This is a genomic window from Paraburkholderia sp. PREW-6R (genome assembly GCF_039621805.1).
GTDB lineage: Bacteria > Pseudomonadota > Gammaproteobacteria > Burkholderiales > Burkholderiaceae > Paraburkholderia.
Map to the genome: position 1 here is coordinate 3,306,857 of NZ_CP155073.1, position 24,289 is coordinate 3,331,145.

24 protein-coding genes are annotated in these 24,289 nt (G+C 62.6%); 4 read left to right on the forward strand and 20 right to left on the reverse strand.

Features of this window, described 5'->3' with window-relative positions; translation table 11 throughout:
• Positions 1 to 9: 9 nt before the first annotated feature.
• The 17 genes from flhA to flhD form a co-directional block, all read right to left on the reverse strand.
• Positions 10 to 2,112: a flagellar biosynthesis protein FlhA gene (flhA, locus tag AAGS40_RS14650; protein ID WP_345812196.1), complete on the reverse strand. Its 2,103-nt coding sequence runs from the start codon at positions 2,110 to 2,112 to the stop codon at positions 10 to 12.
• Entirely contained in the window at positions 2,109 to 3,332 is a 1,224-nt protein-coding gene (flhB, locus tag AAGS40_RS14655) for a flagellar biosynthesis protein FlhB (RefSeq protein ID WP_345812197.1), read from the reverse strand. Before flhB ends, flhA begins: the two co-directional genes overlap by 4 nt.
• A 195-nt stretch (positions 3,333 to 3,527) precedes the next feature.
• Complete coding sequence (locus AAGS40_RS14660) at positions 3,528 to 4,865, reverse strand: DUF3443 domain-containing protein (RefSeq protein ID WP_345812199.1); 1,338 nt, start codon at positions 4,863 to 4,865, stop codon at positions 3,528 to 3,530.
• 14 nt (positions 4,866 to 4,879) lie between these two features.
• Entirely contained in the window at positions 4,880 to 5,434 is a 555-nt protein-coding gene (locus tag AAGS40_RS14665; protein WP_345812200.1) for a DUF2844 domain-containing protein, read from the reverse strand.
• 294 nt (positions 5,435 to 5,728) lie between these two features.
• Positions 5,729 to 6,439, reverse strand: a complete 711-nt coding sequence (gene cheZ, locus AAGS40_RS14670; protein ID WP_345812201.1) for a protein phosphatase CheZ — start codon at positions 6,437 to 6,439, stop codon at positions 5,729 to 5,731.
• Between the two features lies 1 nt (position 6,440).
• On the reverse strand, positions 6,441 to 6,836 hold the full coding sequence (gene cheY, locus AAGS40_RS14675; RefSeq protein WP_345812202.1) for a chemotaxis response regulator CheY: 396 nt from the start codon (positions 6,834 to 6,836) through the stop codon (positions 6,441 to 6,443).
• A 102-nt stretch (positions 6,837 to 6,938) separates the two neighbouring features.
• Positions 6,939 to 8,036 carry a chemotaxis response regulator protein-glutamate methylesterase gene (locus tag AAGS40_RS14680; RefSeq protein WP_345812203.1) on the reverse strand — a complete coding sequence of 366 codons (1,098 nt, stop codon included), beginning with the start codon at positions 8,034 to 8,036 and terminating at the stop codon, positions 6,939 to 6,941.
• A 5-nt stretch (positions 8,037 to 8,041) separates the two neighbouring features.
• Complete coding sequence (cheD, locus tag AAGS40_RS14685; protein ID WP_345812204.1) at positions 8,042 to 8,791, reverse strand: chemoreceptor glutamine deamidase CheD; 750 nt, start codon at positions 8,789 to 8,791, stop codon at positions 8,042 to 8,044.
• Positions 8,788 to 9,729 carry a CheR family methyltransferase gene (locus AAGS40_RS14690; RefSeq protein ID WP_345812205.1) on the reverse strand — a complete coding sequence of 314 codons (942 nt, stop codon included), beginning with the start codon at positions 9,727 to 9,729 and terminating at the stop codon, positions 8,788 to 8,790. Before AAGS40_RS14690 ends, cheD begins: the two co-directional genes overlap by 4 nt.
• A 236-nt stretch (positions 9,730 to 9,965) precedes the next feature.
• Positions 9,966 to 11,843 (reverse strand): methyl-accepting chemotaxis protein, encoded by a 1,878-nt coding sequence (locus AAGS40_RS14695; RefSeq protein ID WP_345812206.1) that lies wholly within the window; start codon positions 11,841 to 11,843, stop codon positions 9,966 to 9,968.
• A 42-nt stretch (positions 11,844 to 11,885) separates the two neighbouring features.
• Complete coding sequence (locus AAGS40_RS14700) at positions 11,886 to 12,422, reverse strand: chemotaxis protein CheW (RefSeq protein ID WP_345812207.1); 537 nt, start codon at positions 12,420 to 12,422, stop codon at positions 11,886 to 11,888.
• Positions 12,423 to 12,464: 42 nt separating this feature from the next.
• On the reverse strand, positions 12,465 to 14,777 hold the full coding sequence (gene cheA, locus AAGS40_RS14705; protein ID WP_345812208.1) for a chemotaxis protein CheA: 2,313 nt from the start codon (positions 14,775 to 14,777) through the stop codon (positions 12,465 to 12,467).
• A 100-nt stretch (positions 14,778 to 14,877) separates the two neighbouring features.
• On the reverse strand, positions 14,878 to 15,255 hold the full coding sequence (locus AAGS40_RS14710) for a response regulator (RefSeq protein ID WP_345812209.1): 378 nt from the start codon (positions 15,253 to 15,255) through the stop codon (positions 14,878 to 14,880).
• An 88-nt stretch (positions 15,256 to 15,343) separates the two neighbouring features.
• Entirely contained in the window at positions 15,344 to 16,351 is a 1,008-nt protein-coding gene (gene motB / locus AAGS40_RS14715; protein ID WP_345812210.1) for a flagellar motor protein MotB, read from the reverse strand.
• 21 nt (positions 16,352 to 16,372) lie between these two features.
• The gene (gene motA, locus AAGS40_RS14720; RefSeq protein WP_345812211.1) at positions 16,373 to 17,233 is read right to left on the reverse strand and encodes a flagellar motor stator protein MotA; all 861 of its coding nucleotides are present in this window, start codon (positions 17,231 to 17,233) and stop codon (positions 16,373 to 16,375) included.
• A 215-nt stretch (positions 17,234 to 17,448) separates the two neighbouring features.
• Positions 17,449 to 18,009, reverse strand: coding sequence for a flagellar transcriptional regulator FlhC (flhC, locus tag AAGS40_RS14725; protein ID WP_345812213.1), 561 nt, complete (start codon positions 18,007 to 18,009; stop codon positions 17,449 to 17,451).
• Between the two features lie 53 nt (positions 18,010 to 18,062).
• On the reverse strand, positions 18,063 to 18,383 hold the full coding sequence (gene flhD, locus AAGS40_RS14730) for a flagellar transcriptional regulator FlhD (RefSeq protein ID WP_345812214.1): 321 nt from the start codon (positions 18,381 to 18,383) through the stop codon (positions 18,063 to 18,065).
• Between the two features lie 722 nt (positions 18,384 to 19,105).
• Between flhD and AAGS40_RS14735 the strand changes: the two genes are divergently transcribed.
• A complete protein-coding gene (locus AAGS40_RS14735; RefSeq protein WP_345812215.1) occupies positions 19,106 to 20,170 on the forward strand; it encodes a glycosyltransferase family 4 protein in 1,065 nt (354 codons plus the stop codon).
• Here the strand turns inward: AAGS40_RS14735 and AAGS40_RS14740 are convergent.
• Both AAGS40_RS14740 and AAGS40_RS14745 read right to left on the reverse strand, forming a co-directional pair.
• Positions 20,167 to 20,403, reverse strand: coding sequence for a hypothetical protein (locus tag AAGS40_RS14740; protein WP_345812216.1), 237 nt, complete (start codon positions 20,401 to 20,403; stop codon positions 20,167 to 20,169). The two genes, AAGS40_RS14735 and AAGS40_RS14740, sit on opposite strands and share 4 nt — an antisense overlap.
• 84 nt (positions 20,404 to 20,487) lie before the next feature.
• A complete protein-coding gene (locus AAGS40_RS14745; protein ID WP_345812218.1) occupies positions 20,488 to 20,790 on the reverse strand; it encodes an H-NS histone family protein in 303 nt (100 codons plus the stop codon).
• Between the two features lie 287 nt (positions 20,791 to 21,077).
• Between AAGS40_RS14745 and aqpZ the strand changes: the two genes are divergently transcribed.
• From aqpZ to AAGS40_RS14760, 3 genes are all read left to right on the forward strand, one after another.
• Positions 21,078 to 21,818: an aquaporin Z gene (gene aqpZ, locus AAGS40_RS14750; RefSeq protein WP_345812220.1), complete on the forward strand. Its 741-nt coding sequence runs from the start codon at positions 21,078 to 21,080 to the stop codon at positions 21,816 to 21,818.
• Between the two features lie 194 nt (positions 21,819 to 22,012).
• Complete coding sequence (locus AAGS40_RS14755) at positions 22,013 to 22,705, forward strand: histidine phosphatase family protein (protein WP_345812221.1); 693 nt, start codon at positions 22,013 to 22,015, stop codon at positions 22,703 to 22,705.
• Positions 22,706 to 23,047: 342 nt separating this feature from the next.
• The gene (locus AAGS40_RS14760; RefSeq protein ID WP_345812223.1) at positions 23,048 to 23,338 is read left to right on the forward strand and encodes a PXPV repeat protein; all 291 of its coding nucleotides are present in this window, start codon (positions 23,048 to 23,050) and stop codon (positions 23,336 to 23,338) included.
• Between the two features lie 107 nt (positions 23,339 to 23,445).
• Here AAGS40_RS14760 and AAGS40_RS14765 read toward each other — a convergent pair whose 3' ends face one another.
• Entirely contained in the window at positions 23,446 to 24,267 is an 822-nt protein-coding gene (locus AAGS40_RS14765; RefSeq protein ID WP_345812224.1) for a Cof-type HAD-IIB family hydrolase, read from the reverse strand.
• Positions 24,268 to 24,289 lie beyond the last annotated feature (22 nt).

Here is a 24,289-nt window from a genome sequence, read left to right on the forward strand (position 1 = left end):
ACAGCGAGGCTAGCCGCGCGCGCCGATCAGATTGACGACCTTGATGTTGCGCGTATCGGGTACTTCCGCATACGACAGCACCTTCAACTGCGGCAGGCTGCGGCGCAGGAAGCGCGCGAGCATCGGCCGCAACGCATGCTGTACGAGCAGCACGGGCGCGAGCGCGAGGTTTTGCTGACGCGTCATCGCCTTCTGCGTTTCAGTCAGCAACGTGTGCGCGAGGCCCGGTTCGAGGCCCGGATTCGTGCCCGTCGAAAGCGCTTGCGACAGCACCCGTTCGAGGTTCGAATCGAGGCCCATTACCTGCATGTCGCCGGTGCCGGGGAACCACTGCTGCGTGATCGCGCGACCCAGCGCGAGACGCACGGCAGCGGTCAGATCGTGGGCGTCGGTGACCTTCGGCGTGTGTTCGGACAGCGCTTCGAGGATCGTGCGCATGTCGCGGATCGGCACGCCTTCTTCCAGCAGGTTTTGCAGCACCTTCTGCAGCGTGGTGAGCGGCAGCGTCTTCGGCACCAGATCGTCGACGAGCGACGGCGTGTCTTTCTGCATGCGTTCGAGCAGTGCCTGCACTTCGCGGCGGCCCAGCAGTTCGGACGCATGCGTGACGACCAGGTGATTCAGGTGCGTCGCCACGACGGTGCTCGAGTCGACCACCGTGTAGCCGTACACCTGCGCCTGTTCGCGCAGATTCGTGTCGATCCAGATGGCCGGCAGACCGAACGCCGGGTCTTGCGTCGGCGTGCCCGGCAGCGCGGCGGACACCTGCCCCGGATTGATGGCGAGCCACTGGCCCGGAAACGCTTCGCCGACGCCCACTTCGACGCCCTTCAGCGCAATGCGATAGCCGTTCGGACGCAATTCCAGGTTGTCGCGAATATGAATGACCGGCGGCAGGAAACCGATTTCCTGCGCAAACTTCTTGCGAATGCTTTTGATCCGCTTGAGCAGTTCGCCGTCCGAGTTCTTGTCGACGAGCGGAATCAGCCGGTAGCCCACTTCCAGGCCGAGCGTGTCGATCATCGTCACGTCGTCCCAGCTTGCTTCGGTGTTTTCGACCGGCGCGATCGCGGCCGGCGCGACATCGACGAGCGCGTTGGTGTTCTTGCGTTCCGCGGCGCGCTTTTTCATCGTGCGGCCGAGCTGGATCAGACCGCCGCCGAGCACCAGAAATGCGAAGTGCGGCATGCCGGGAATCAGACCCATCAGCACGAGAATGCAGCCCGTGATCATCAGCACGCGCGGGTTCGTGAATAGCTGGCCGGTAAGCTGCGTGCCGATGTCTTCGTTCGTCGCCACACGGGACACGATCACGCCCGCGGCGGTCGAAATCACGAGCGACGGAATCTGCGCGACGAGGCCGTCGCCGATCGTCAGCAGTGTGTAGTTCTTGCCCGCGGACGCGAAGTCCATGCCGTGCTGAACCATTCCGACGATCAAACCGCCGAAGATGTTGATCACCATGATCAGCAAACCGGCGATCGCGTCGCCGCGCACGAACTTGCTCGCGCCGTCCATGGAGCCGTAGAACTCGGCTTCCTGCGAGACTTCCGCGCGGCGCTTGCGGGCCTGTTCCTCGTTGATGAGGCCGGCGTTCAGATCGGCGTCGATCGCCATCTGCTTGCCGGGCATCGCGTCGAGCGTGAAGCGCGCGGACACTTCCGCGATCCGCCCCGCGCCCTTGGTGATCACCATGAAGTTGATCACCATCAGAATGATAAAGACGACGATACCGACCGCGAAGTTGCCGCCCACGAGAAAGTGGCCGAACGACTCGATTACCTGACCGGCCGCGTCGGGGCCAGTGTGGCCTTCGAGCAGCACGACCCGTGTGGACGCCACGTTCAGCGAGAGGCGCAGCAGCGTCGAGAACAGCAGCACGCTCGGGAAGGCGGCGAAGTCGAGCGGCTTCATCGTGTACATGCTGACGAGCAGCACCATCACGGAAAGCGCGATGTTGAAGGTGAACAGCAGATCCAGCAGGAACGGCGGCAACGGCAGGATCATCATGCCGAGGATCATGCAGATCAGCACCGGCCCGGCGAGGGCGCGCAAATTGGTGCTGCTCAAGGCGTCGGGCCGTCGAGCGAGGATACCGGCGCGAGCGTTCATGCGGAGGCTCCTGAGGTGTCGTCGTTATCTGAATTTACAGCGGGGTTGAGGGTGTCGGCGGCTTCCTGATCGGCTTCATCGTCCGATACGCCGCCCTTGTCGAGTTCGGGCGGCACGTCGAGGCCGGTCGGCGCCATCGGCACGGCGCCGCCTTCGGTCTTGAAGCGCCGCAACTGGTAGACCCACGCGAGCACTTCGGCCACCGCGCCATACAGCGGGCCCGGAATCTCGCGATTCAGCTCGACGTTGTGATAGAGCGCCCGCGCGAGCGGCGGCGCTTCGAGTAACGGCACATTGTTTTCGGCGGCGATCTCGCGAATCCGCGCGGCCACCAGGTTCACGCCCTTGGCGACCACCTTCGGTGCGCGCATTTCGCCGTCGGTGTATTGCAGCGCAACGGCGAAGTGCGTCGGGTTGGTCACCACCACGTCGGCCTTCGGCACGTTGGTCATCATGCGGCGGCGAGCAATCGCGCGCTGCTGCTGGCGAATCCGGCCCTTCACGTGCGGATCGCCTTCGCTTTCGCGGTGTTCGCGCTTCACCTCTTCCTTGGTCATGCGCAGTTTCTTGTGGAACTGCCAGAGCTGGTACGGCACGTCCATCGCGGCTACCACGAACATGCCCGCCACCGTCATCCCGCAGCACACCGCAATCAGGTGCGTCGTATTGGCGAGTGCGATTTGCAGCGGCTGCGTGGCGAGCGCAAGAATCTCCTCGCGACGGTTCCAGATCGCGGTGCCGCCAATCACGCCGACCACCAGCGTCTTCGCGAGCGACATGCCGAGCTGGATGGGACCGTTGATCGAAAAAATCTTGCCGAGACCGGCAATCGGATTGAGGCGGTCGAACTTGGGTTCGAGCCCTTTCGCGGAAAACAGCCAGCCGCCGAGCGCCATCGGCGCAAGCAGCGCAGCGGCGCCGGTAAAGCCGAGTATCGGCAGCAGCGTGTAAAGGCCCTCGCGGCTCGCGGCGCCCGCGCCGATCATCATCCGGCGGGTTTCGAACACCGCGCCGTGATCGAACGTGAGGGCCTCGCGCAGCATGCTCTCCAGATGGTCGCCGATGCTGCCCGACATGCCCCACACGCCGAAGAAGCCCGCCGCCAGCAGTGCAAACGTGGACAGCTCCCGTGAACGCACGATCTGCCCTTCCTCGCGCGCCTTTTGCAGGCGCCGGGGAGTGGCTGATTCGGTTTTTTCGAGGTCGCTATCCTCTGCCACAAACGCTCTCCAGTCGGCCGAGGCACGATGCCTCTTTTCAGTGAGAGCGATTATTCCTGCTCGACGCAAGCGCCGATCGGCGGATAAGGGCGGAGAAAGGGGGGTATTTCGAGGGATGAAACGACCGGCGCACCGGGCGCCCACGCGCATTGGCGCGGGCGCCGGCGATTCACGCGCCGGTCGGGGACTCGGTAATCAGAAGCCTACGTACGGCAACTGCGCGCCGCCGAGCAGGGTCTGGTCGATCCCGTAGTACACGTAACGCCCATAGAAGAACGGCAAACCGAGGTCGAAGCTGCTGTTGCCGCTGATCTGCCCCGCGAGGTCGTTGAACGCGTAGTTACTGCCATTGCTGAACAAGGTGGACGCGCTCAGGATGCCGATGCTCTGGGTTCCCGTGACGGTGCTGTTCTCGCCCGAGAGCGTCACTGTCCGGGTTTGCGCGGAGGTCGGGCAATAGAAGCCCGAATAATTACTGCCGCACAGCGCGAGCGTGCTATCGGAGAAGAAGTACGCATTCGAACCCGAGTCCAGGAACGCCTGCACTGGCGCGCCGTTGAACACGCTGTTGTTCAGGTCGCCGTAACTGTCGGTCGTGTACTTCTGCGTCCCGCCGAACGTGTTGTTTGACTGCGTGCCGACCCCGAAGACCAGCGTGCCGGCCGCCGACGCCTGCCCCGTGTTCGAGATTGGCGGCATCTGGACGATGACACCGTTGTTGTCTGTGGCAAATTTGGTGACGGGGTTGGTCACCTGCTGGACGAGCGGCACCGCGGTCCGCTGGCATGACGTGCCGTTCGGGCACGCGTAGTAGTTGCTGTAGGTCGCGGCCGTGGTGGCATTGGCACAGGTCACACCACAGTCGTACGGTGCCGTGCCGATGCCGAGAATGCCGTTGGCGCCCAGGTCGCTGACCGTATTTTCAGCCGAGCCGCTGCCACAGCCGCTTGGCACCGAAGCCGTGCCCAGGTCGCCGATGATCTGCAGCGGCACAGGCGCCGTGGTGGTTTCGCTGCCAATCCGGACGGTGGCGTTACGCACCGAGCCCCACGTGTAGCCGTCGGCGAACGTCGCGCACTCGGCCACCTGTGCGCCAGTGCTGGTGGTCACGTTGGTCAGCGTGTTGAGCAGCGATGCATTCAGCACCGATCCGACCACTCGCAAGCCGAACGAACCCGTGTCCACCTGAATGTTATTGATGGTCTGGCAATTCGTGTTCGTGTTGGGCTGACAGATCGTGACGCTCACTGTCGGAATGTTGATGACGCTGTTTGCGCCGGTCCCGACCGTAATCGGCGTGGTGTTCGCCGCCGTTGCAGCGATCGGCTGCTGGGTTGGGCTCGCGGGCAATGAGCCGCCGTTCAGGGCGTTCGGGTTGCTATTGCCGGAACTGGAGCCGGAGCTGCTGCTGCCGCCTCCACCGCCTCCGCCGCCCCCACCCCCGCCGCACGCGGTCAGCACGGAAAGCAGCAACACGGCCGCCATGGCCTGAACCCAGTTTTTGGGCGTGATAGTACTAAGCATGGTTCGCATCGTCGTCCTCGCCATTACTGGATGTCGGAACCGCTGACGCCAGCGGGTAGCGCGGGAGGAAGGTACGCCTGGCCGCGGAACGCGCCCATATGGCCACCGGAATGCACCACGAGGCTGCTCTGGGCGACCGTGACAGGTCCGTGGCCGCCGCCGCGCGCCGCGCGCGCGGCTTTCACGCCGGCAACGTACTGCGGAAAATAGCTGCCGAGCAGGTCGTCGAGGTTCGGCAATTGCGGGCCATGCCACGCGATGCCGAACACGGAGCCGTCGGCGGCGAGATATTCGTGCACGACCGTGCCGTTGCCGAACGTGGTTTCACGCACGGTGTACGAAGCGGCCGGGGTCGACGCTGAAGAATCCGAAGCGCTGGCCGAAGCGGCGGTGGTAGCGGAATGCGCAACACCCTGACTGGCGCCGGCAGGCTGTACCGTGCGCGATGAAACCGACGCATCCGCCGGCGGCGTCATTGGCGCGCCGCCGAGTCCTGCATAAGCGGACTGCATGGTCGATAAGGAAAAGGGTAATGCTAGCGCCGTGACAATCCCGGCGCGACGTACACAACTCCACATGTCGAGGCTCCTCCCAGACTGCAACTCGCCTCGCGCCTCCTGCTTTGCGCGAGCCGGCTGCATTTACGCAGATCATACGGCACTGCCGCGATCGCCCGTGCGAGGTAATGTTGACCTCACCGTGCGACCGGCCGGTAAGTGTTTTCCCGAAGCGCCGTGCCGCTGCTTGAGCCCGTAGTATGCCTGTGGTTTGTGTCGACAGACAGTCAACCGCTCGCGAACGTGCGGCTGACTCGACCTTACTTATGCTTACTGCCTTGGATCTGGCGGCTTTTTTAAAGGCCGCCCGACGGGTCAAAAACCGAGGCTCGCCAACAGATCGTCGACCTGCGACTGATCCTGCATCACATCCGGTTTGCTTTCCGGATTGATCTGCGGACCGTTCAGCAGATGTTCGGGGCTGCCCGTCGACGACGGCTCCGCCGCCAGCGCCGCCGCGTTCGCCGCGAACTGCTCGCGCCGTTCGAGCGCGATATTCTCGACCAGCACGCCGAGCAGTTGCTGCTCGATCAGGTACACGACGTCCGTGATCTTCTTGATCACCTGGCCGGTCAGATCCTGGAAGTCCTGCGCCAGCATGATTTCCATCAGCTGCGCATTGGTCGCGCTGGTCGCGTCGGGCACGCCGCGCAAGAATGCGCGCGTGTCGGTCATCAGCGCGCGGACTTCCGCACGTTCGATCGGCGCCGCGAACCACTGCTCCCAGCGCGCGTCGAGTTCGTTCGCGTCTTTATGCAGTTGTTCCTGGATCGGCTTCGCGACGTCGATCGACGAAAGCACGCGCTCGGCGGCCTGTTCGGTCATCGTCGCGATGTATTTCAGACGGTCGCGGGCATCGGGCACGGCTTCGGCCGCGCGCTCGACATGTTTGTCGAGCCCGAGTTCACGCATCGAGTCGCGCAGCGTGCGCGTCAGTTGGCCAATGCGGGCGAGAATGCGGTCGGACGCGAGGTCGCCGTTCTCGTTGACCGCCTCGGCGCCAGGCGCTTGGGTCGGCAGAGTCACGTCAGCTCCCGGCTTTCGCCATCTTTTCGAGAATCTTGTTCAGCTTCTCGTCGAGCGTCGCGGCCGTGAACGGCTTGACGACATAACCGCTCGCGCCGGCTTGCGCCGCCGCGATGATGTTTTCCTTCTTCGACTCGGCCGTCACCATCAGCACCGGCAGATGGGAGAGGTTGGCGTCGGCGCGGATTTCCTTGAGCATCGCCAGACCGTCGAGGTTCGGCATGTTCCAGTCGGAGATCACGAAGTCGAAGGCGCCGCCACGCAGACGCGCGAGACCGGCCTGACCGTCTTCCGCTTCGTCGACGTTCCCGTACCCGAGCTCTTTCAGCAGATTGCGAACGATCCGGCGCATCGTCGGAAAGTCGTCAACTACCAGAATCTTCATTCCCTTATCCATTTCATTCCCTTTGCATGATTCATGGTGCGGCGCTTCATTGCAGTTAATCGACGCCTCAAACCAGCGCTTGCGAACTCGCGCCTCAATTCGTGCCGGGCGGCGTCATACCCGCTGAACCCGATCGCCCATCGACGACAAGCGCGCCATCACGCGCCGGCTCATCTCCGGCAGTGACGCGATCTCGTCCGCCGCCCCGAGTGCAATCGCTTCGCGCGGCATGCCGAACACGATGCAGCTCGCCTCGTCCTGCGCGAGGGTGTACGCCCCCGCCTTTTTCATGTCCAGCAGCCCGGCCGCGCCGTCGCGTCCCATTCCGGTCAGAATCACGCCGACCGCGTTCTTGCCCGCATGTTGCGCGGCGGAGCGGAACAGCACGTCCACCGAAGGCCGATGCCGGTTCACCGGCGGCTCGTCCGACAGGTGGGCGATGTAGTTCGCGCCACTGCGCGCGAGCAGCAAATGCGCGTGACCAGGTGCGATGTACGCATGTCCGGGCAGCACACGTTCGCCGTGCTCTGCCTCTTTAACGGTAATTCGGCACAAACCATTGAGGCGTTGCGCAAAAGATTTTGTGAAACCCGGCGGCATATGCTGCGCGATCAGCACCGCGGGCGCATCGGGCGGCAGCGGCACGAGGACTTCACGGATCGCTTCGGTGCCGCCCGTCGATGCTCCGACGATGATCAGCTTCTCGGTACTGAGCAGCGGATTATTGAAGAGCGGCGCGTTGCCGGCCGGCGCATGTGCGGCCCCGGCGGACGCGTGCGCCGCGTGGTGAACCGGCGCGGCCTGGCGCACGCGTGCGCGGGCCGCGGCGCGGATTTTGTCGGCAAGCTTTTCCGAATACTCGAGCATGCCGTCGCGGATGCCGACTTTCGGCTTCGTGACGAAATCGACCGCGCCGAGTTCAAGCGCGCGCAGCGTGATTTCGTTGCCGCGTTCCGTCAGCGACGACACCATCACCACCGGCATCGGCCGCAAACGCATCAGCTTTTCCAGAAAATCGAGGCCGTCCATGCGCGGCATTTCGACGTCGAGCGTCAGCACGTCCGGATTGTGCTGCTTGATCAGCTCACGCGCGACGAGCGGGTCGGGCGCGGTCGCCACGACGGTCATGTCCTGCTGGCCGTTGATGATCTCGGTCATCAGGCTGCGGATCAGCGCCGAATCGTCGACGCACAGTACTTTGATCTTTTGCACAGCGCTCACGCCTCCTCTGTGGTTCTGGCGTTGTTCGGATGACTGGGACGCGGGCCTGCGGCGAACAGCTCGATTCTGGGTTTGGCAGCGGCTGACGACGAAAACAGTTCCACCTTCGGACGCGCCGGCGCAGGCGTCGAAAACAGTTCGACCCGTTTGCGCGCCGCGGCGAGCCGCTCGGCGCGCGCTTCGGCGCTCTGCCGCACGAGCGCCTGCTCGCGCTCGGCCACGCCCGCTTCCTGTTGCAGACGAAGCTTTTTCACCATCACCTGGCCCGTGCGTGGCATGAACGCGACCTTGCGCGGATGCGACCCCTGCAGGTCTTCGGCGACGATGCGGATTTTTTCGAGCGCGAGATAGCGGCGCACGAATTCCGAATTGCGGTCGCCGATGTTCATCGTCGTCATGCCGGCGAGCACCGCGCCGCCGCCGAACACCTTGGCTTCGAACCGCTCGCGGCGGCCGCCGGCCTTGATCAACTCGTTGATCAGCACTTCCATTGCGTACGCGCCGTAACGCATCGAATCCGATGCGGCGTGGCCGACTTCCGCGCCGTCGTCGGGCAACATGAAGTGATTCATGCCGCCAATACCCGCCAGCCGGTCCTGGATGCAGGCCGCCACACAGGAACCCAGCACGGTGACGAGCACCATGTCTTCATGCGTGGTGTAGAACTCGTTTGGCAACAGCTTCACGCCGGGGCGCTGGAAGTGGTTGTCGTAATACAGGTTGGTGGCAATCGGCAGGCGGCTCATGCGGCGACTCCGCTCGCCATCTCACGCGTCGATGCGCGCGATGGCTCGCGTGCGCCGACGGCGTCGCGCGTGAGTTCATACACCGTCTGGCCGCGCAGCTTGAATGCCTGCGTGACGTACGTGAAATTTTCCGAGTGGCCGGCAAACAGCAGGCCGCCCGACTTCATCAGCGGCTCGAAGCGCGCGAGCACCTGCGCCTGCGTCGGCTTGTCGAAATAGATCATCACGTTGCGGCAAAAAATCGCGTCGAACTGCGTGCGCAACTGGTAATCGCGGTCGGTCAGATTGAGCTGCTCGAAGCGCACCAGCGCGCGCACTTCCGGGCGGACCTTCACGAGGCCGGCGTGCGCGCCGGTGCCTTTCAGGAAAAAGCGCTTCAGGCGTTCCGGCGACAAGTGCTTGACCTGGTCGAACTGGTACATCCCGGCGGCGGCTTTGGCGAGCACCTGCGTGTCGATGTCGGTGGCCAGCACCGTCGCCTGGCGCGCGCCGCTTTCTCCGAGGGCTTCGATCAGCGTCATCGCGATCGAATAGGGCTCCTCACCCGTCGAAGCCGCCGAGCACCACACAGAAACCGGCTGAGCGCGACGCCGCACGAAGTCGGCGAGAATCGGGAAGTGATGCGCTTCTCGAAAAAACGCGGTCAGGTTGGTGGTCAGTGCGTTCGTGAAGGCTTCCCATTCGGCCGGGTCGTTTTCCGCTTCGAGCAGATCCAGGTAATGCCTGAACGTATCGAGGCCGCGAGCGCGCAGCCGCCGCGCGAGACGGCTGTATGCCATGTCGCGCTTGTGATCCGACAGCGAAATGCCCGCGCTGCGATGAATCAGTTCGCGAATGCGGGCGAAGTCCGCCGACGTGAATTCGAAATCCCGTGCCGTGTCTCCGCCTCTGACCGTGTCTTGCCGGTCAGGACGTTGTTGTGTGCGCGTTGCCATCATGTGTGTTCCTGCCTGCAATACGAGCCATCCCGCGCCGCGACCGTAACGTGTGCTCCGGCGCAGGGGATTGGATTCGCGGGGTCGCGCCCGCCCGCGAGTGCTACTGACACGCAGTCGGCTCGCGACACGCTCTCGGAGCGTGCTTCGATGATTCGCCCGTCGTGCAGCGAGATGTCGAATGACCGCATGTCGTGGTGTGCCTGTTCAGTGTCTGTCTGGTGGTGGTTCGGTGAGCGTCAGAAGGTTTCCCAGTCCGCGTCCGATCCCGCCGCAACGGTATGCGCCGCGCCAGCACGCCCCGCCGTTTCGGACGAAGCAGACGGCGACGTGCGCCCCGACTTCGGCTTCAGCGTCGGCTCGGTGCGTGCGGCGGCGCTGCCGTGCGTGGCCGGCGCCGTCGCGACATTCACGGCCGCATTCACCGCCGGTGCGACAGCCGCCGTGCCGGCGTTGCCGCCCTGAGCGGCAGCAGGCGACGGAACCTTTTTGCCCGGCGCGCGCTTGCCGACGAACGCGCGCGATGCCGCCGGCGCGTTGGCGCCCACCGTGCCGCGCGTTCCACCCGCCACCTTCCACACACTCACCACGGCCTGCAACTGACGCGTCTGATCTTCGAGCGACGCGGCCGCAGCCGCCGCTTCTTCCACCAGCGCGGCATTCTGCTGCGTGACCTCGTCCATTTGCACCACCGCGCGATTCACCTGTTCGATGCCGCCCGACTGCTCTTCGGACGCCGCGCTGATCTCGCCCATGATGTCGGTCACGCGCCGCACGGCCTGTACGATCTCGTCCATCGTCGTGCCCGCGCGGCCGACCAGCGCCGAGCCGCTTTGCACCTTGTCGACCGAGTCGCCGATCAGTTCCTTGATTTCTTTCGCGGCGCTCGCGCTGCGTTGCGCGAGGCTGCGCACCTCGCCGGCCACGACCGCGAAGCCGCGACCCTGTTCGCCTGCCCGCGCGGCTTCGACCGCCGCGTTCAGCGCGAGAATATTCGTCTGGAACGCAATGCCTTCAATTACGCCGATGATGTCGACGACCTTGTTCGAGCTGCTGGCAATGTCCTGCATCGTCGTCACGACCTGGCTCACGACGTCGCCGCCGCGCGTGGCGATGTCCGACGCGTTGACCGCCAGCTGGCTCGCCTGCCGGGCGTTCTCCGCGTTCTGACGCACGGTGCCGGTGAGCTGCTCCATGCTCGACGCGGTTTCCTGCAACGACGCCGCCTGCTGCTCGGTGCGCTGCGACAGATCGGTGTTGCCCATCGCGATTTCGCGTGCGCCGGTGTCGATCGATTCGGTGCTGCTGTGGACCGCTTTCACCATCGTCGCCATGCTGTCCTGCATGCGCTTGATCGCGGCGAAGAGGCGCCCGATTTCATTGCGGCTGGACACCTCGATCGTCTCGGTCAGGTCGCCCGACGCGATTCGCTCGAAGCACCCGGTCGCATCGGCGAGCGGCTGCACGATCAGGCCGCGCAGCGCGAAGCGGATACCCGCCACGAGCAGCAGTGCGATGGCCGTGAGCGCGGCGATCAGCGTGGTCATCAGCGAGATGTTCGCCTGCGCGCCCGTTTGCTGATCGACGGCGCTTTGCTGCAACGCCTTGACGACGGCCGAGGCCGCGCCGTCGTACGCGATGAACATCGGGCTGATCTTCGTATCGGCGATAGCGTGGTACGCCGCCATATCGTTCGCGTTCAATGCGGCGAACTCAGGATCGACGCCGTCACGCATCACGCTCGTGCGTTTGGCAAGCACGTCGTCGAGCAGCGCCTGGTCGATGCCCTGCTTGGGCGCATCGAGATAAAGCTGCCAGCTCTGGTTGCCTTTGGTCAGCAACTCCTGCGCACGGTCGATCGCTTTTTTCGCCTCGTCCGCATTGCCCGCGGCCGAGAGCGTGTTGAAGCGATCCACCGCGAGGCGTGAGCGCAACAGATAGGCGGAAGCATCGTCGAGGGCGTGAATCGCCACCAGATCGCCGCGCGAAATACGATCGAGCGAACCGCTCGCGCCGCGCAGCGCAGTGAGGCCCAACACGCCGACCACCACGGTCAGCGCCACCAGAATGATCGCCACCACGGTCAGCGATGTACGAATCGACCACCTGCTCAGCATCTCGATGCTCCCTGTTTCAAACTATCAGAAGTGCCGCCGCCGTCAGACGCCGAGCGTTTCGATCAGCGCCATTTCGCGGCTGGTCATCAGCTTTTCGATGTCCATCAGAATCAGCATGCGGCCGTCGACGGTGCCGAGTCCCGTGAGGTACTCGGTCGTCAGCGTCGCGCCGAATTCCGGCGCCGGCATGATCTGGTCCATCGCAAGCGTCAGCACGTCGGAGACGCCGTCCACCACCATGCCGACCACGCGATGCGCGACGTTCAGAATGATCACCACCGTCTGATGGTCGTACTCGACACGCCCCAGATGAAACTTGATGCGCATGTCCACGATCGGCACGATGATGCCGCGCAGATTGATCACGCCCTTGATGAAATCCGGCGCATTCGCGATTCGCGTGACGTTGTCGTAGCCGCGGATTTCCTGCACCTTGAGAATGTCGATGCCGTACTCTTCGGCGCCGAGCGTAAAGACGAGGAATTCCTGACCGCCGGCGTCAGCCTGCTGCGCGTCGCGACGGCCATGCATAGCGCTCACGTTCGCGACGCTCGAATTGATGGATTGGACTTCTGCCACGTTAGCCCCCAAACGGTTGGGATGAAATAAATTGAAGGAATGTCATGCGAGGCTCATCGCGCCATGCGCGTTGCGCGATTCGCGGTTCAGCGCGGCCACATCCACGATCAGCGCGACACTGCCGTCGCCGAGAATCGTGGCGGCGGAAATGCCGTGCACCTTGCGGTAGTTCGTTTCGAGGTTCTTCACGACCACCTGCTGCTGGCCCACCAGTTCGTCGATCAGCATCGCAAAGCGGCGCCCCTCGGTCTGCATGATGGTGACGATGCCTTGCGTCGGTTCGTGCTTCGCGTCTTCGACGTTGAACACTTCGTGCAACGCAACGAGCGGCAGATATTCACCGCGCACGCGCACCACACGCTCACCGTTGGCGATCGTATAAATATCTTCGGCTCGCGGTTGCAGCGACTCCATCACGAAGTTCAGCGGCAGAATGAAGATCTCGTTGCCGACCTTCACCGACATGCCATCGAGAATGGCGAGCGTGAGCGGCAGCACGATGCGCGTGGTGCTGCCCTTGCCGGCATGCGAGGTGATTTCCACGTGACCACCCATCGACTGGATGTTGCGCTTCACCACGTCCATGCCGACGCCACGGCCGGAGACGTCCGTCACCTGCTCGGCCGTCGAGAAGCCCGGCAGGAAGATCAGGTTCCAGACTTCTTCGTCGGACATCGACTCGCTGACCTGCATGCCCTGCTTGGCCGCCTTCGCGAGAATCTTGTCGCGGCGCAAGCCGGCGCCGTCGTCGCTGACCTCGATGACGATGTTGCCGCCATGATGGGCCGCCGAGAGAACCAGCTGCCCGGTCGAAGCCTTGCCCGCTGCGCGCCGTACTTCCACGGTTTCGATGCCGTGGTCGAGACTGTTGCGCACGAGGTGCGTCAACGGATCGATGATCCGCTCGATCAGGCTCTTGTCGAGCTCGGTCGCCTGACCGAACGTGACGAGCTCCACTTCCTTGCCGAGTTTCGCCGCGAGATCGCGCACGAGACGCGGGAAGCGGCTGAACACGTAATCCATCGGCATCATGCGGATCGACATCACCGCTTCCTGCAGATCACGTGCATTGCGCTCCAGTTGCGCCATGCCGTTAAAAAGCCGGTCGTGCAGCGCCGGGTCGAACGTGCTGGTGGTTTCGGCAAGCATGGCCTGCGTGATCACCAGTTCGCCGACCAGATTGATCAGCTGATCGACCTTTTCCACGCCGACGCGAATCGAGCTGCCTTCCGCGCCGCCCGCTGCTGCTGCCGGACGCGCGGCTGCCTTGCGGTCCGTTTCAGCGGGTGCCGAAGCGCCCGTTGCTGCCGGCGCGGCGGCCGTGTTCGCCGCCGGCGCGCTGGCGGCCGTTGCGGGTTGAGCCGCAGCCTGCGCGGATGCGCCCGTCGCGTCGAACAGACCCTGTGTAGGTTTGGCGGGTGCAGCGGTGCCGGCCGCCTGTGCCGGCGATGCTGCGTGGCCCGTCTGAATCGTTTGTACTGCCTGTGCTGCTTGCGCCGGGGACGACGGTTCAGCGTCGGGCGTTCCAGGTTCGCCTTGCTGATCGCCGTCCGCCGGCGCGGTGCCGCGGCCGATCACGATCTGACTTTCGTCGATCACGAAACAGCACACGGCGATGATGTCGTCGGTGGTCACATCGGTCTGGAGCCACAGCGTCAGATCGCCGCCGCTTTTGACCTGCCCAACGATATTCCCCAGGTTGCCGAGCTCTTCGGCCAGCAGTTCCTGGTCCTTCTCACCCACGCCCCGTAGCGTAATTTTCAGATGAGGTCCGGCGCCGTCGTCGTTACCGCCGATGGCGCCGGCGTTGGCCGCTTCGCCGGTCTGCGCCGGTTCGCCGCCTGTCCATTCGCCCGCTACCTGCACCGCCTGTTCGACGACGTGCTCCGGCGCGCTGCCGTTTGCTACCACTTCCTCCACCGCCTGTACGGCTACTGCCGGCGCAGTGGCGGCGGCGCCCTGACGGCTCTCCGCGTGCAACTGTTCGAGCTTCGCGCAGATCGCTTTGGCCACGGCGACGTCCGGCTCCGCGCTCGCGCGGTAATCGGCGAGCTGGCCCGACAGCACGTCCTTGGTTTCGAGGAACGTGTCGATCATGTCCTTGCGCAGCACGAGTTCGTTATTGCGTGCGCGATCGAGCAGGGATTCGAGAATGTGGGTCGTTTCCGTCAACGCGGTAAAGCCGAACGTCGCCGCGCCACCCTTGATCGAATGCGCCGCGCGGAAAATCGCCGCGAGGTCCTCCGGGTCCGGATTGGCGAGATTCAGATTGAGCAGCAACTGCTCCATCTGCGCGAGCAGTTCATCCGCTTCGTCGAAAAACGTCTGATAGAACTGAGTGATATCGAGTGTCATGCCTGGGTCACCGCGAGATTTTCTGTCTAGGCTTGGGCTGCCAAGCCGCCGCGTCGAAAGCTTGTGAAACGTGTCATAGGGTTGGCGCCGATTCCGGCGCTCATGCGTGGTCCTGTTCCGCTAACGCCGCCACCAGTTCGGTCAGCATGTCGGGGTCGAGCGGCTTTTCGATCCAGCCGGTCGCACCCGCCGAGCGCGCCGCAGCCTTGAACGGCTCGCCCGATTCCGTCGTGAGGACGAGGATGGGCGTCGCCTGGTAGGCCGGATTACCGCGCAGCTCGGCGATCAGATCGAGGCCGGTCTTGCCCGGCATGTGCTGGTCCGTCAACACGAGGTCGAACGACATGGCGAGCGCGTTTTCAAGCCCTTCGTTGCCGTCCGCCGCGAGCGTCACTTCGTAGCCGGCCGTCGTCAACGTTGCGCCCAGAAGCTGCCGCATCGATGCCGAATCGTCGATTGCCAGGATGTGCCTGATCATGAAAACCTCTCGCTGCGCCTGTTTCATGGATCGCCCGTGCGGTTCGCGCCTGCCGTGCGCGTGGACCGCAAGGGCCGATCGCTGTTCGTTACTGAGCCGCCGGCGCATTCGCCGGCACCTTCGGCGCCGCCGTCACCGGCGGCGCAATTCTTTGCAGCAGCGGCTTGGAGCCGGCCGCGTCGTCCGACAAAGTCGTCGTCGTGGAGTCGTCGTGGTTAAGCGCGTCCTCCGACCTTCTGTTCAACACGATCACGCTGATGCGGCGGTTTTCCGGGTCCATCGGGTCCGCCTTGTTCAGGTTCTGCGTCGACGCGAGGCCGAGCACGCGCATTACCTTCGCTTCGTCCATGCCGCCGGCGATCAGCTCACGGCGCGACGCATTGGCGCGGTCCGCGGACAGTTCCCAGTTGCTGTAGCCTTTCTCGCCGCCCGCATATTGCGCGGCGTCGGTGTGCCCCTGCACGATGATGCGGTTCGGCACGTCGTTCAGCGTGTGACCGATTTCACGCAGGATGTCGCGCATATACGGCTCGACCTGATCTTTCGCGGTGGCGAACATCGGCCGCTTCTGCGAATCGACGATCTCGATGCGCAAGCCCGTCAGCGTCGAGTCGATACGGATCTGCTGCTTGAACTGGCGCAGCACCGGGTTCGCTTCGATCGCGGCCATCAGCTTGACCTGCAGATCGTGCAGGCGAGCCTGCTCACGGCGCTCGAGTTCTCCCTGCAACTGCTTCATCGAGTCTTCGTCGTTGTGCGAGGCGCTGTGCGCCGATCGGCTGTTCGCGCCGTCCGTCGCACGTGTCACGCCTTGTGCGTCCGTCGAGATGTCGCGGCCGCCGCCTTTAAGGATGCTCGAATCTTCCGCGCTGCGATCGCCGCCCCACAGCGTGATCTTCAGCGGCTGGTTGAAGTAGTCGGCGATCCCGCGCAACTGCACCGTGGACGCCGAACTCAGCAGCCACATGAGCAGGAAGAACGCCATCATCGCGGTCATGAAGTCCGCATATGCGAGCTTCCACGCGCCGCCGTGATGCCCGGATTTCTTCGGCGCGACGCGCTTGACGACGATGGCGCGGTCTTTGTCCTTGCTCATGGCTTCGGTCCCGGGCGCCGGTTATTTGGCCTTGACGCGGCGCACGTGCTCTTCCAGCTCGGCGAACGACGGGCGTTCGGTCGAGAAGAGCACCTTGCGGCCGAATTCGACCGCAATGGCCGGCGCGTAGCCGTTCAGGCTGGCGAGAATCGTCACCTTGATGCACTGAAACATCTTGGTGGACTCGGTCACGCGCTGTTCGGCGACGCTCGCGAGCGGGCCGATCAGGCCGTAGGAAAGCAGAATGCCGAGGAAGGTGCCGACCAGCGCCTGGGCGATCATCTCGCCGAGCACGGCAGGCGGCTTGTCCGCGGAAGCCATGGTGTGCACCACGCCCATGACGGCGGCCACGATGCCGAACGCCGGCATCGCGTCGCCGACCTTGTTCAGCGCGTGAGCGGGCGCCTCACCTTCGTGGTGATGTGTTTCGATTTCCTCGTCCATCAGGCTTTCGATTTCGAACGCATTCATGTTGCCGCCCACCATCAGACGCAGGTAGTCGGTCAGGAATTCGACGATGTGATGGTCGGCGAGAATCTTCGGGTACTGCGTGAAAATGGGACTCTTCGACGGGTCGTCGATGTCCGCTTCCAGCGTAAGCGTGCCTTCCTTGCGCGCCTTCGCGAGCAGGACGTACAGAAGCGCCATCAGCTCCATGTACACGTCCTTGTTGTACTTGGCCCCTTTGAACAGGGTCGGGAGGACGCGCAGCGTCGCCTTGATGGTCTTCATTCCGTTGCCGAGAATGAATGCGCCGACTCCGGCGCCGACGATCATCAGCACTTCGACGGGCTGCAGCAACGCGCCGAGATGGCCGCCTTCCAGCGCGTAACCGCCGAAAACGGACAACAGCGTCACGAGTGATCCCACGAAAATCAGCACTGCCGAGCCCTCACAAAGAAGCGACGGTGACCGTCGTTAATCTGGTTTACGGCAAGCAGTCGGAAAACTTTGGTGGAAAAGCGGGACGCAGCGGCGGTGTCAAACGGAGGGGGCAGGCGTTCGATACAAGCTGCCGGCGCAGGGCCCGTGCGGCCCGACAGGCAAGCCGGGCGGCCTGTAGCGGCCGCCCGCTGGCGGCCGTCCTGCCCGATAAATCAGGCTTCGAGGGCGGCGAGATGCTCGCGGGCGCGGGCGTCGGCAAATTTCTTTGTCTTACCGGCACGCGACGGCGGCTGGCACAGCCCGCAGACGAACGCGTGCTGCGGGTCGTGCGCGTGCGCGACAAAATGGCCGCCGCAGCGGCAGCAAGGGGTCAACTGCAGCATGCCGGAATCGAAGAAACGTACCAGCGTCCATGCGCGCGTGAGGCTGAGCACGGGCTCGTCGCCGTGCAGCTGCACGTGTTCGAGATAGAGCCGGTAGCTCTTCACGATCGACTGGATCGTTTCGCAGCCGCCGTGGTCCGCCATGAAGCGGTAGATGTTGTAGAACAGCGAAGAGTGAAAGTTCGGCTGCCAGGTCATGAACCAGTCGGTCGAAAAAGGCAGCATGCCCTTGGGCGGCGATACGCCTTTCAGCTCCTTGTAAAGCTTGATGAGCCGGTCGCGCGACAGGCTCGTTTCGGCTTCGAGCAACTGCAAGCGTGCGCCGAGTTCGATCAGCCCGATTGCCAGGGTTATTTCCTTGACTTCGAGCACTACACTTTTATAGGCCATACGCTGGCGCTGCTCCCGCACTGAACGACGCTAATGTGAAGTCTTGCCTGCCGTCAGCCGAGTTGCTCGACCGGCTGGCTTGCCATCAGGATCGCGGAGTGCGCCTGGGCAACGGCGCTCGACTTCTCTTTGTCCGCGAGCGCGGACAGCACGGCATGGTCGTCGAAACGGAAACGGCACAACATCTGGTTGGACGCCGCGAGCTTGACGGTCTGGGCGAGCGAAAGATTGGCGAGCACTTCTGCCAGCTCGTCCGAAATTCCCATGCGGAACATGCCGACTGGCTTGTCCTCTCGCAGGAGACGCTGCGCGAGGAGGAGATAGGACAGGTTCACTTCTCTGATCTCAGCGAGCATTTCGCTTGTCGCGCTCATGATTTCCCCGGGGTCTGTCTGGCTGGTCAGGCCGTTTGCGAAACGTTTGCTCGAACGCGCGCACTACATCCGCACGAATCGGCTCGTTTGTGGTCTTGCCAGCATTGTGTCGAAAGGGACAGCGAACGAAAATCGGACAGACACCTCGCCTGCGTGACGGATTAATCCGTCATTCGTGTAGGAATTTTTCCTACACGCGTGGACAAAAATGAAGGTGTGGGGCTGGGAGCGCGCGGGCGGACATGTAAGTTGTGTCCTGACGGCGTTACAACCTGGCGGCAAGATTTGAACCGAAAGGTGAGCAACCTTGGCTCGGCGTTCGCACCGCTCGGACGATGAGCGTCGATTATAAGGGCGTTTTCATATCCCTGTAACGAAGCGGGTGAAGCGATTGCGGTCCAGCCCTCATTCAGAGCAGGCTCAGCGTTTGCTATAGAGATGCGCGGCGTTGGGTCACCAGCCTGGTAGCGCAACCCAGACGGCGGAGATACGCGTTTTTTTGACCTGTAACGCGGCATGTTTCGCGCTGTAACAACGTTAAGCGTTTGAAAAACAACTCGAATTGGCCCGGCTGATCCCGATAATGAACGCTAAGGGATTACCCGATGCAGGTTCGGAGCACCCCCGGGCGGCGGCTTACCGCGCCCAACCGTCCGTCAGGCATTCGCTCTTCGCTCTTATTGAGCGCCATTGTGCGAGGCCGTTTCTGATTAGGAGAAATTATGCGAATCGCACAAATTGCGCCGTTGTATGAAGCCGTTCCGCCGAAACTTTACGGTGGCACCGAACGTGTCGTGTCCTACCTGACCGAAGCGCTGGTTGACCTCGGCCATGACGTCACGCTGTTCGCAAGCGGCGACTCGGTGACCTCCGCCAATCTCGAAGCTTGCTGGCCGCGCGCGTTGCGTCTTGATCCGACGATCCGCGACGCGCTCGCGCCGCATGTGCTGATGATGGAAAAGGTGCGCAAGCTCGCGCATGAATTCGACGTGCTGCATTTCCATCTCGACTACATGCCGTTCCCGCTATTCACGACAATGGATACGCCGTTCGTGACGACACTGCACGGCCGGCTCGATTTGCCGGAACTGCAGCCCGTGTTCGACGCGTTCTCCCATGTACCGGTGGTGTCGATCTCAGACTCGCAGCGCGCGCCGTTGCCGCAGGCAAACTGGCTGAACACCGTTTATCACGGTCTGCCGGAACAACTGCTGACGCCGCAGGCGCACAAGAAGCCGGAGTACCTCGCATTCCTCGGCCGGATCTGTCCGGAAAAGCGCGTCGATACCGCTATCAAGATTGCTGCTCAAAGCGGTCTGCCGCTGAAGATCGCTGCGAAAGTCGACAAGGTCGACCAGGAATACTTCAAGCGCGAAATCGAACCGCTGCTCTCGATGGCACACGTGGAATTCGTCGGCGAGATCAACGAGGCGCAGAAGCCGGAGTTTCTGTCGGGCGCCAAGGCGCTGCTCTTCCCGATCGACTGGTCGGAGCCGTTTGGCCTCGTGATGATCGAATCGATGGCCTGCGGCACGCCGGTGATCGCGTTCAATCGCGGCTCGGTGCCTGAAGTGATCGACCACGGTGTGACGGGCTACATCGTCGAGGACGTGCAAGGCGCGGTGGCCGCGCTGCAACGGCTGGACGAACTTTCGCGTACGGAGATCCGCGCTCAATTCGAACGGCGGTTCAGTTCGAAGACGATGGCGCAGAACTATGTGGACGGCTATTCGACATTGATTGAAGCAACGCGCCGCCCGGTATTGCGCCAGGTTGCAATGGGCTAACGCGGAAAGCCGGTAAAGGCACAGGCGTTGAAAGCGTTTTTGCGACTAAACGCCTGTCGCTTCGGCCAAGCGCTGGATCGGTATTTCATCTCCAAGCTAATTGATGGACAATAATGTCCGCTTTTAGTGCCAATCGTTTTTGCGAGTATCGGGCCGGAATCGTCCGACGCGTTGTATTGAAAAAAGCCGCCATCCCAGGCGGCTTTTTTAAACGCATGTGGATGCGCTTCCATCACGCTTATTCACGCGTTAGCGCGCTAACGCGAATCCGTGTAAGCGATGCATCTCCATTCGGTTTTGTCACTTGCGCGATCGTGTCATGCGCTGCCAATCAAAAACCGTTCACGATTCTTGCCGACAATCCATTTAGGTGGCTTGCCGCGACCGCTCCACGTATTGCCTGATTTGGGATCCTGATACTTCGCCGGCAGCGGCGCCTTCTTGGGCGGGCGTCCACGCTTGGCGGCGACCGCAAAACCGAGGTCCTGCGCTGTCAGACTGTATTCAGCGATCTTTTGGCGGATGTCGGCTATTACGTTGTCAATTTCGGTGCGCCGTGCTTCTTCTGCCTGTGCCTGCAGTTTGGCAATTTGCGCTTTGAGGTCGGCATATTGAGACATCGGGTTCTCCCCTTTCGGAACTCATTGGCTCGCAGACTAACTGCAATTATAAAAATCCGCAATGGCCACTATTACCGATTTAGCCGGTTATCTTCTGATAATAAATAAATGCGAATGAATTGTTCAGCGGCATCTATATCCTTTAATAACCCGTCATGTGGCGGCAGGCATTGACAATTCTTGACAACGAATTCGGCCGCCTATCCCTAGAATTGGGCACCGGGCATGTTTCCGCGAAAAAGCGAGGCATGCCATAGGGCGTATCAATTTTTTTAGGAATACCGATCATGCGGTTGTCAAAACGCCTCGCCGCCGAACTCTTCGGCACATTTTGGCTCGTGCTCGGCGGCTGCGGCAGTGCCGTCCTTGCCGCGAGTTTCGCCGGCCCTGTTCACGGTCTCGGCATTGGCTTCGTGGGCGTCTCGCTTGCGTTCGGCCTGACGGTCCTGACCATGGCCTATGCGATCGGCCATATCTCCGGCTGCCATCTGAATCCCGCAGTGAGTGTCGGCCTGACCGTTGCGGGCCGGTTTCCGGCGCGTGACCTTCTGCCGTACATCGCGGCACAGGTCGTCGGCGCGGTGCTGGGCGCGACCGTGCTCTGGCTGATTGCATCGGGAAATTCGCAGTTCGACCTCGTGGCGGGCGGCTTCGCCAGCAACGGTTATGGCGAGCGTTCGCCGGGCCATTACTCGCTTCTTTCGGCGTTCGTCTGCGAAGTGGTGATGACCGGCTTTTTCCTGTTTGTGATTCTCGGTGCAACCGACAAGCGCGCGCCGGCAGGCTTTGCGCCCATTGCGATTGGCCTGTGCCTCACATTGATCCACCTGATTTCGATTCCCGTCACGAACACGTCGGTCAATCCAGCGCGTTCCACCGGGCCGGCGCTGTTCGTCGGTGGCGCAGCGGTCGATCAGCTCTGGCTGTTCTGGGTCGCGCCTTTTGTCGGTGCGATCATCGCAGGCATGCTGTATCCGCTGCTTGCCGAGAGTCGTCGCGCCAATAAGCAGGAACTGGCGCTCGAATAATGGCGGTCACCGTATAAAGATACGGGCAGAACGGGCGCCGCGGCGCCCGTTTTTCTTCGTCCGGTTTTTCGCCTTTTTTGTCCTCCTTATTGGCGGCGATCTGAGCCGCGATGCGTTCCGATCTGCCCCAAGGTAGCAACTCTCGCCCCGCTGCTAGAATCGTGCGACTTCCCAGGCTCGCACAGGTGCTACCGATGAACCGTTTTCGCGCATTCCTGCAGATCGCCGCGCTCTGCGTCGGCGGTCTGTGTGCAAGCCTCGCGGCTTTACCGGGCGCGTATGCAGCGGCCAGCAATATCGAAACATTAATCTTCGTGCGACACGGCGAGAAGCCGGCGCAGGGCTACGGCCAGCTCAATTGCCAGGGGCTTAACCGTGCGCTTGCATTGCCCGCAGTTATCGCCGCGAAGTTCGGCAAGCCGGATGCGATCTACGCACCCGATCCCGGCCAGCAAAAGAACGATAACGGTCACCCTTATTACTATGTCCGGCCACTCGCCACGATCGAACCGACGGCGATCCAGTTCCAGATGCCAGTGCAGACGCCATACGGCTTTGCCCAGATCGATCAGCTCAGCACGGCGCTCGTCAATCCTGCCAACCGCAATAAGCTGATCGTGGTGGCATGGGAGCACAAACTGATCGTCAAGCTTTTGCGACAGATAATGACCGCCCACGGCGGCAACGCGTCCGACGTGCCGCATTGGTCGAGCAGTGATTTCGACAGCATTTATATCGTTCGTCTGGACTGGCAGAACGGCGTCGCGAAAGCCAGTTTCAAACATGACACCCAAGGGCTCAATGGCCGGGCAACTGATTGTCCGTGCGCGGCCCTGCCTGCCGCGACGTCTGCGTCGTCAGCGCCAGCAGCCCGCGCGACGGATTAAATCCGTTATACAGATGTAAGTTGCAATTACGCGCGGCTATACGTTGATTTATTGGCACTGCGCCGTGTTCATTCGCTCCCACCAAAGCGGAATGGGCAATCCGTTGGCAGGCGGCGCTTCGAAGAAAATCAAGCAGGGCCTCCCCCCGCATGAAATGCCTCTCTAAATGCTTTCAGCACGAGGCAAATGCTTGCAGTCCGTAACATCTGGTCGCAGTCATCGCGTCCCGGAATGCGTACATTGAACCTGTGCGACGAACCCGTCGCGTCATTCGCGACCTACGTTGCAAGAGGTCGGAGAGCGCCCCAAGGCGCTGACTCTGGTCACACAGGAGAGAACAACATGAAACGCATCGTCACTCACTTGCTGGTTGCCGCCGGACTTGCTGCTGGCGCGTGCGGAGTCGCGCAGGCGCATACGGATCTCAATATTGGGCTGTCGCTCGGCGCGCCGGTTTATAGCCAGCCGGCGCCGGTCTACGCTGCGCCGCAACCGGTCTATTACGGTTACGGCGGCTGGGACCATCGTTATGATCACCGTGACTATGACCGCTACCACCGTGGCTGGGATCACGACAACCACGGCTGGGGACATGACGACCGGGGCGATCGCCGCGGCGGATGGCATGGCTAACTTCTGACTGCGCCATTCTGACCGCGCCAGGTCCCGCTCAGTCGCCGGCGACATGACAGACGGCCGGCATTCACGTCAGTGAGTGCCGGCCGTTTCCATTCCGGACATTACTGTGCCAGTTCGTCGCTCAGCGAGAAAAGCTTGCGAAGGTGATGCGCAACGCCAGCTTCAAAGTTGTTGCCAATGCGGGGCACGTTCGGCAGACGGGTTATGAGGTCGGGATTGGCGTTGTTCATCATGAATGGATGGCCTGCTGTTTCCAGCAGGTCGATGTCGTTCATGTTGTCGCCGAACGCCACACACTGGGACGCGTCCACGCCGAGCAGACCAAGCACGATCTGTAACGCGCGTCCTTTCGATACGTTGGACGTCATCACTTCGAGACAGTTGGGTAATGAGTAGGTGACATAGAGCGCGTCGCCGAATTCACGCTCGAGATTCGCCGAGATGTGCGCGAGGTCGGCGGGGTCGCCAATGTAGAGCACCTTTGCAATGTCGACGCCGTCATGCTGCGGCAAATCGGTTACATGGTAGGAGAAGCCTGAATCCTGGTGGAATTCCAGCAGTTCCGGCGCTTCCCGATCGATCAGCCACGCCTCGTCGGCGAACAGATTGACGATCACGCGGCCATGCGTACCGACGATCTCCGGCTGAACCAGCCGCTGCACGATGGCGGGCGGCAGGTCGTCGGCATGGATGACGGTGTTGTCCGGCGCGTGAATGCGCGCACCGTTCGACGTAATCAGATACGGGCTGATTCCCAGCAGATCGCGAATGCCTGCGACGTCGCAATAATGCCGGCCCGTCGCAATGACGAATTTGAGGCCATCGCTTTCCAGTCTGCGCACCGTGGCGACCGTGAAAGGGTCGACCTGATGATCGGCGTTGAGCAAGGTGCCGTCGAGATCCGTGGCAATGACTTTGTACATGGTGTGTGGGTAGCCGGGCAGC

Excerpts from the sequence above, each read along its gene's own strand:
- AAGS40_RS14710 (WP_345812209.1), bottom strand. The coding sequence starts at position 15,255 with ATGATCAGGCACATCCTGGCAATCGACGATTCGGCATCGATGCGGCAG.
- cheY (WP_345812202.1), bottom strand. The coding sequence starts at position 6,836 with ATGGATAAGGGAATGAAGATTCTGGTAGTTGACGACTTTCCGACGATG.
- flhC (WP_345812213.1), bottom strand. The coding sequence starts at position 18,009 with ATGGCCTATAAAAGTGTAGTGCTCGAAGTCAAGGAAATAACCCTGGCA.
- AAGS40_RS14760 (WP_345812223.1), top strand. The coding sequence starts at position 23,048 with ATGAAACGCATCGTCACTCACTTGCTGGTTGCCGCCGGACTTGCTGCT.
- aqpZ (WP_345812220.1), top strand. The coding sequence starts at position 21,078 with ATGCGGTTGTCAAAACGCCTCGCCGCCGAACTCTTCGGCACATTTTGG.
- cheD (WP_345812204.1), bottom strand. The coding sequence starts at position 8,791 with ATGAGCCGCCTGCCGATTGCCACCAACCTGTATTACGACAACCACTTC.
- AAGS40_RS14755 (WP_345812221.1), top strand. The coding sequence starts at position 22,013 with ATGAACCGTTTTCGCGCATTCCTGCAGATCGCCGCGCTCTGCGTCGGC.
- flhA (WP_345812196.1), bottom strand. The coding sequence starts at position 2,112 with ATGAACGCTCGCGCCGGTATCCTCGCTCGACGGCCCGACGCCTTGAGC.
- AAGS40_RS14765 (WP_345812224.1), bottom strand. The coding sequence starts at position 24,267 with ATGTACAAAGTCATTGCCACGGATCTCGACGGCACCTTGCTCAACGCC.
- AAGS40_RS14690 (WP_345812205.1), bottom strand. The coding sequence starts at position 9,729 with ATGATGGCAACGCGCACACAACAACGTCCTGACCGGCAAGACACGGTC.
- motB (WP_345812210.1), bottom strand. The coding sequence starts at position 16,351 with ATGAGCAAGGACAAAGACCGCGCCATCGTCGTCAAGCGCGTCGCGCCG.
- AAGS40_RS14660 (WP_345812199.1), bottom strand. The coding sequence starts at position 4,865 with ATGCGAACCATGCTTAGTACTATCACGCCCAAAAACTGGGTTCAGGCC.
- flhD (WP_345812214.1), bottom strand. The coding sequence starts at position 18,383 with ATGAGCGCGACAAGCGAAATGCTCGCTGAGATCAGAGAAGTGAACCTG.
- AAGS40_RS14740 (WP_345812216.1), bottom strand. The coding sequence starts at position 20,403 with ATGGAAGCGCATCCACATGCGTTTAAAAAAGCCGCCTGGGATGGCGGC.
- AAGS40_RS14695 (WP_345812206.1), bottom strand. The coding sequence starts at position 11,843 with ATGCTGAGCAGGTGGTCGATTCGTACATCGCTGACCGTGGTGGCGATC.
- AAGS40_RS14745 (WP_345812218.1), bottom strand. The coding sequence starts at position 20,790 with ATGTCTCAATATGCCGACCTCAAAGCGCAAATTGCCAAACTGCAGGCA.
- AAGS40_RS14665 (WP_345812200.1), bottom strand. The coding sequence starts at position 5,434 with ATGTGGAGTTGTGTACGTCGCGCCGGGATTGTCACGGCGCTAGCATTA.
- cheA (WP_345812208.1), bottom strand. The coding sequence starts at position 14,777 with ATGACACTCGATATCACTCAGTTCTATCAGACGTTTTTCGACGAAGCG.
- AAGS40_RS14735 (WP_345812215.1), top strand. The coding sequence starts at position 19,106 with ATGCGAATCGCACAAATTGCGCCGTTGTATGAAGCCGTTCCGCCGAAA.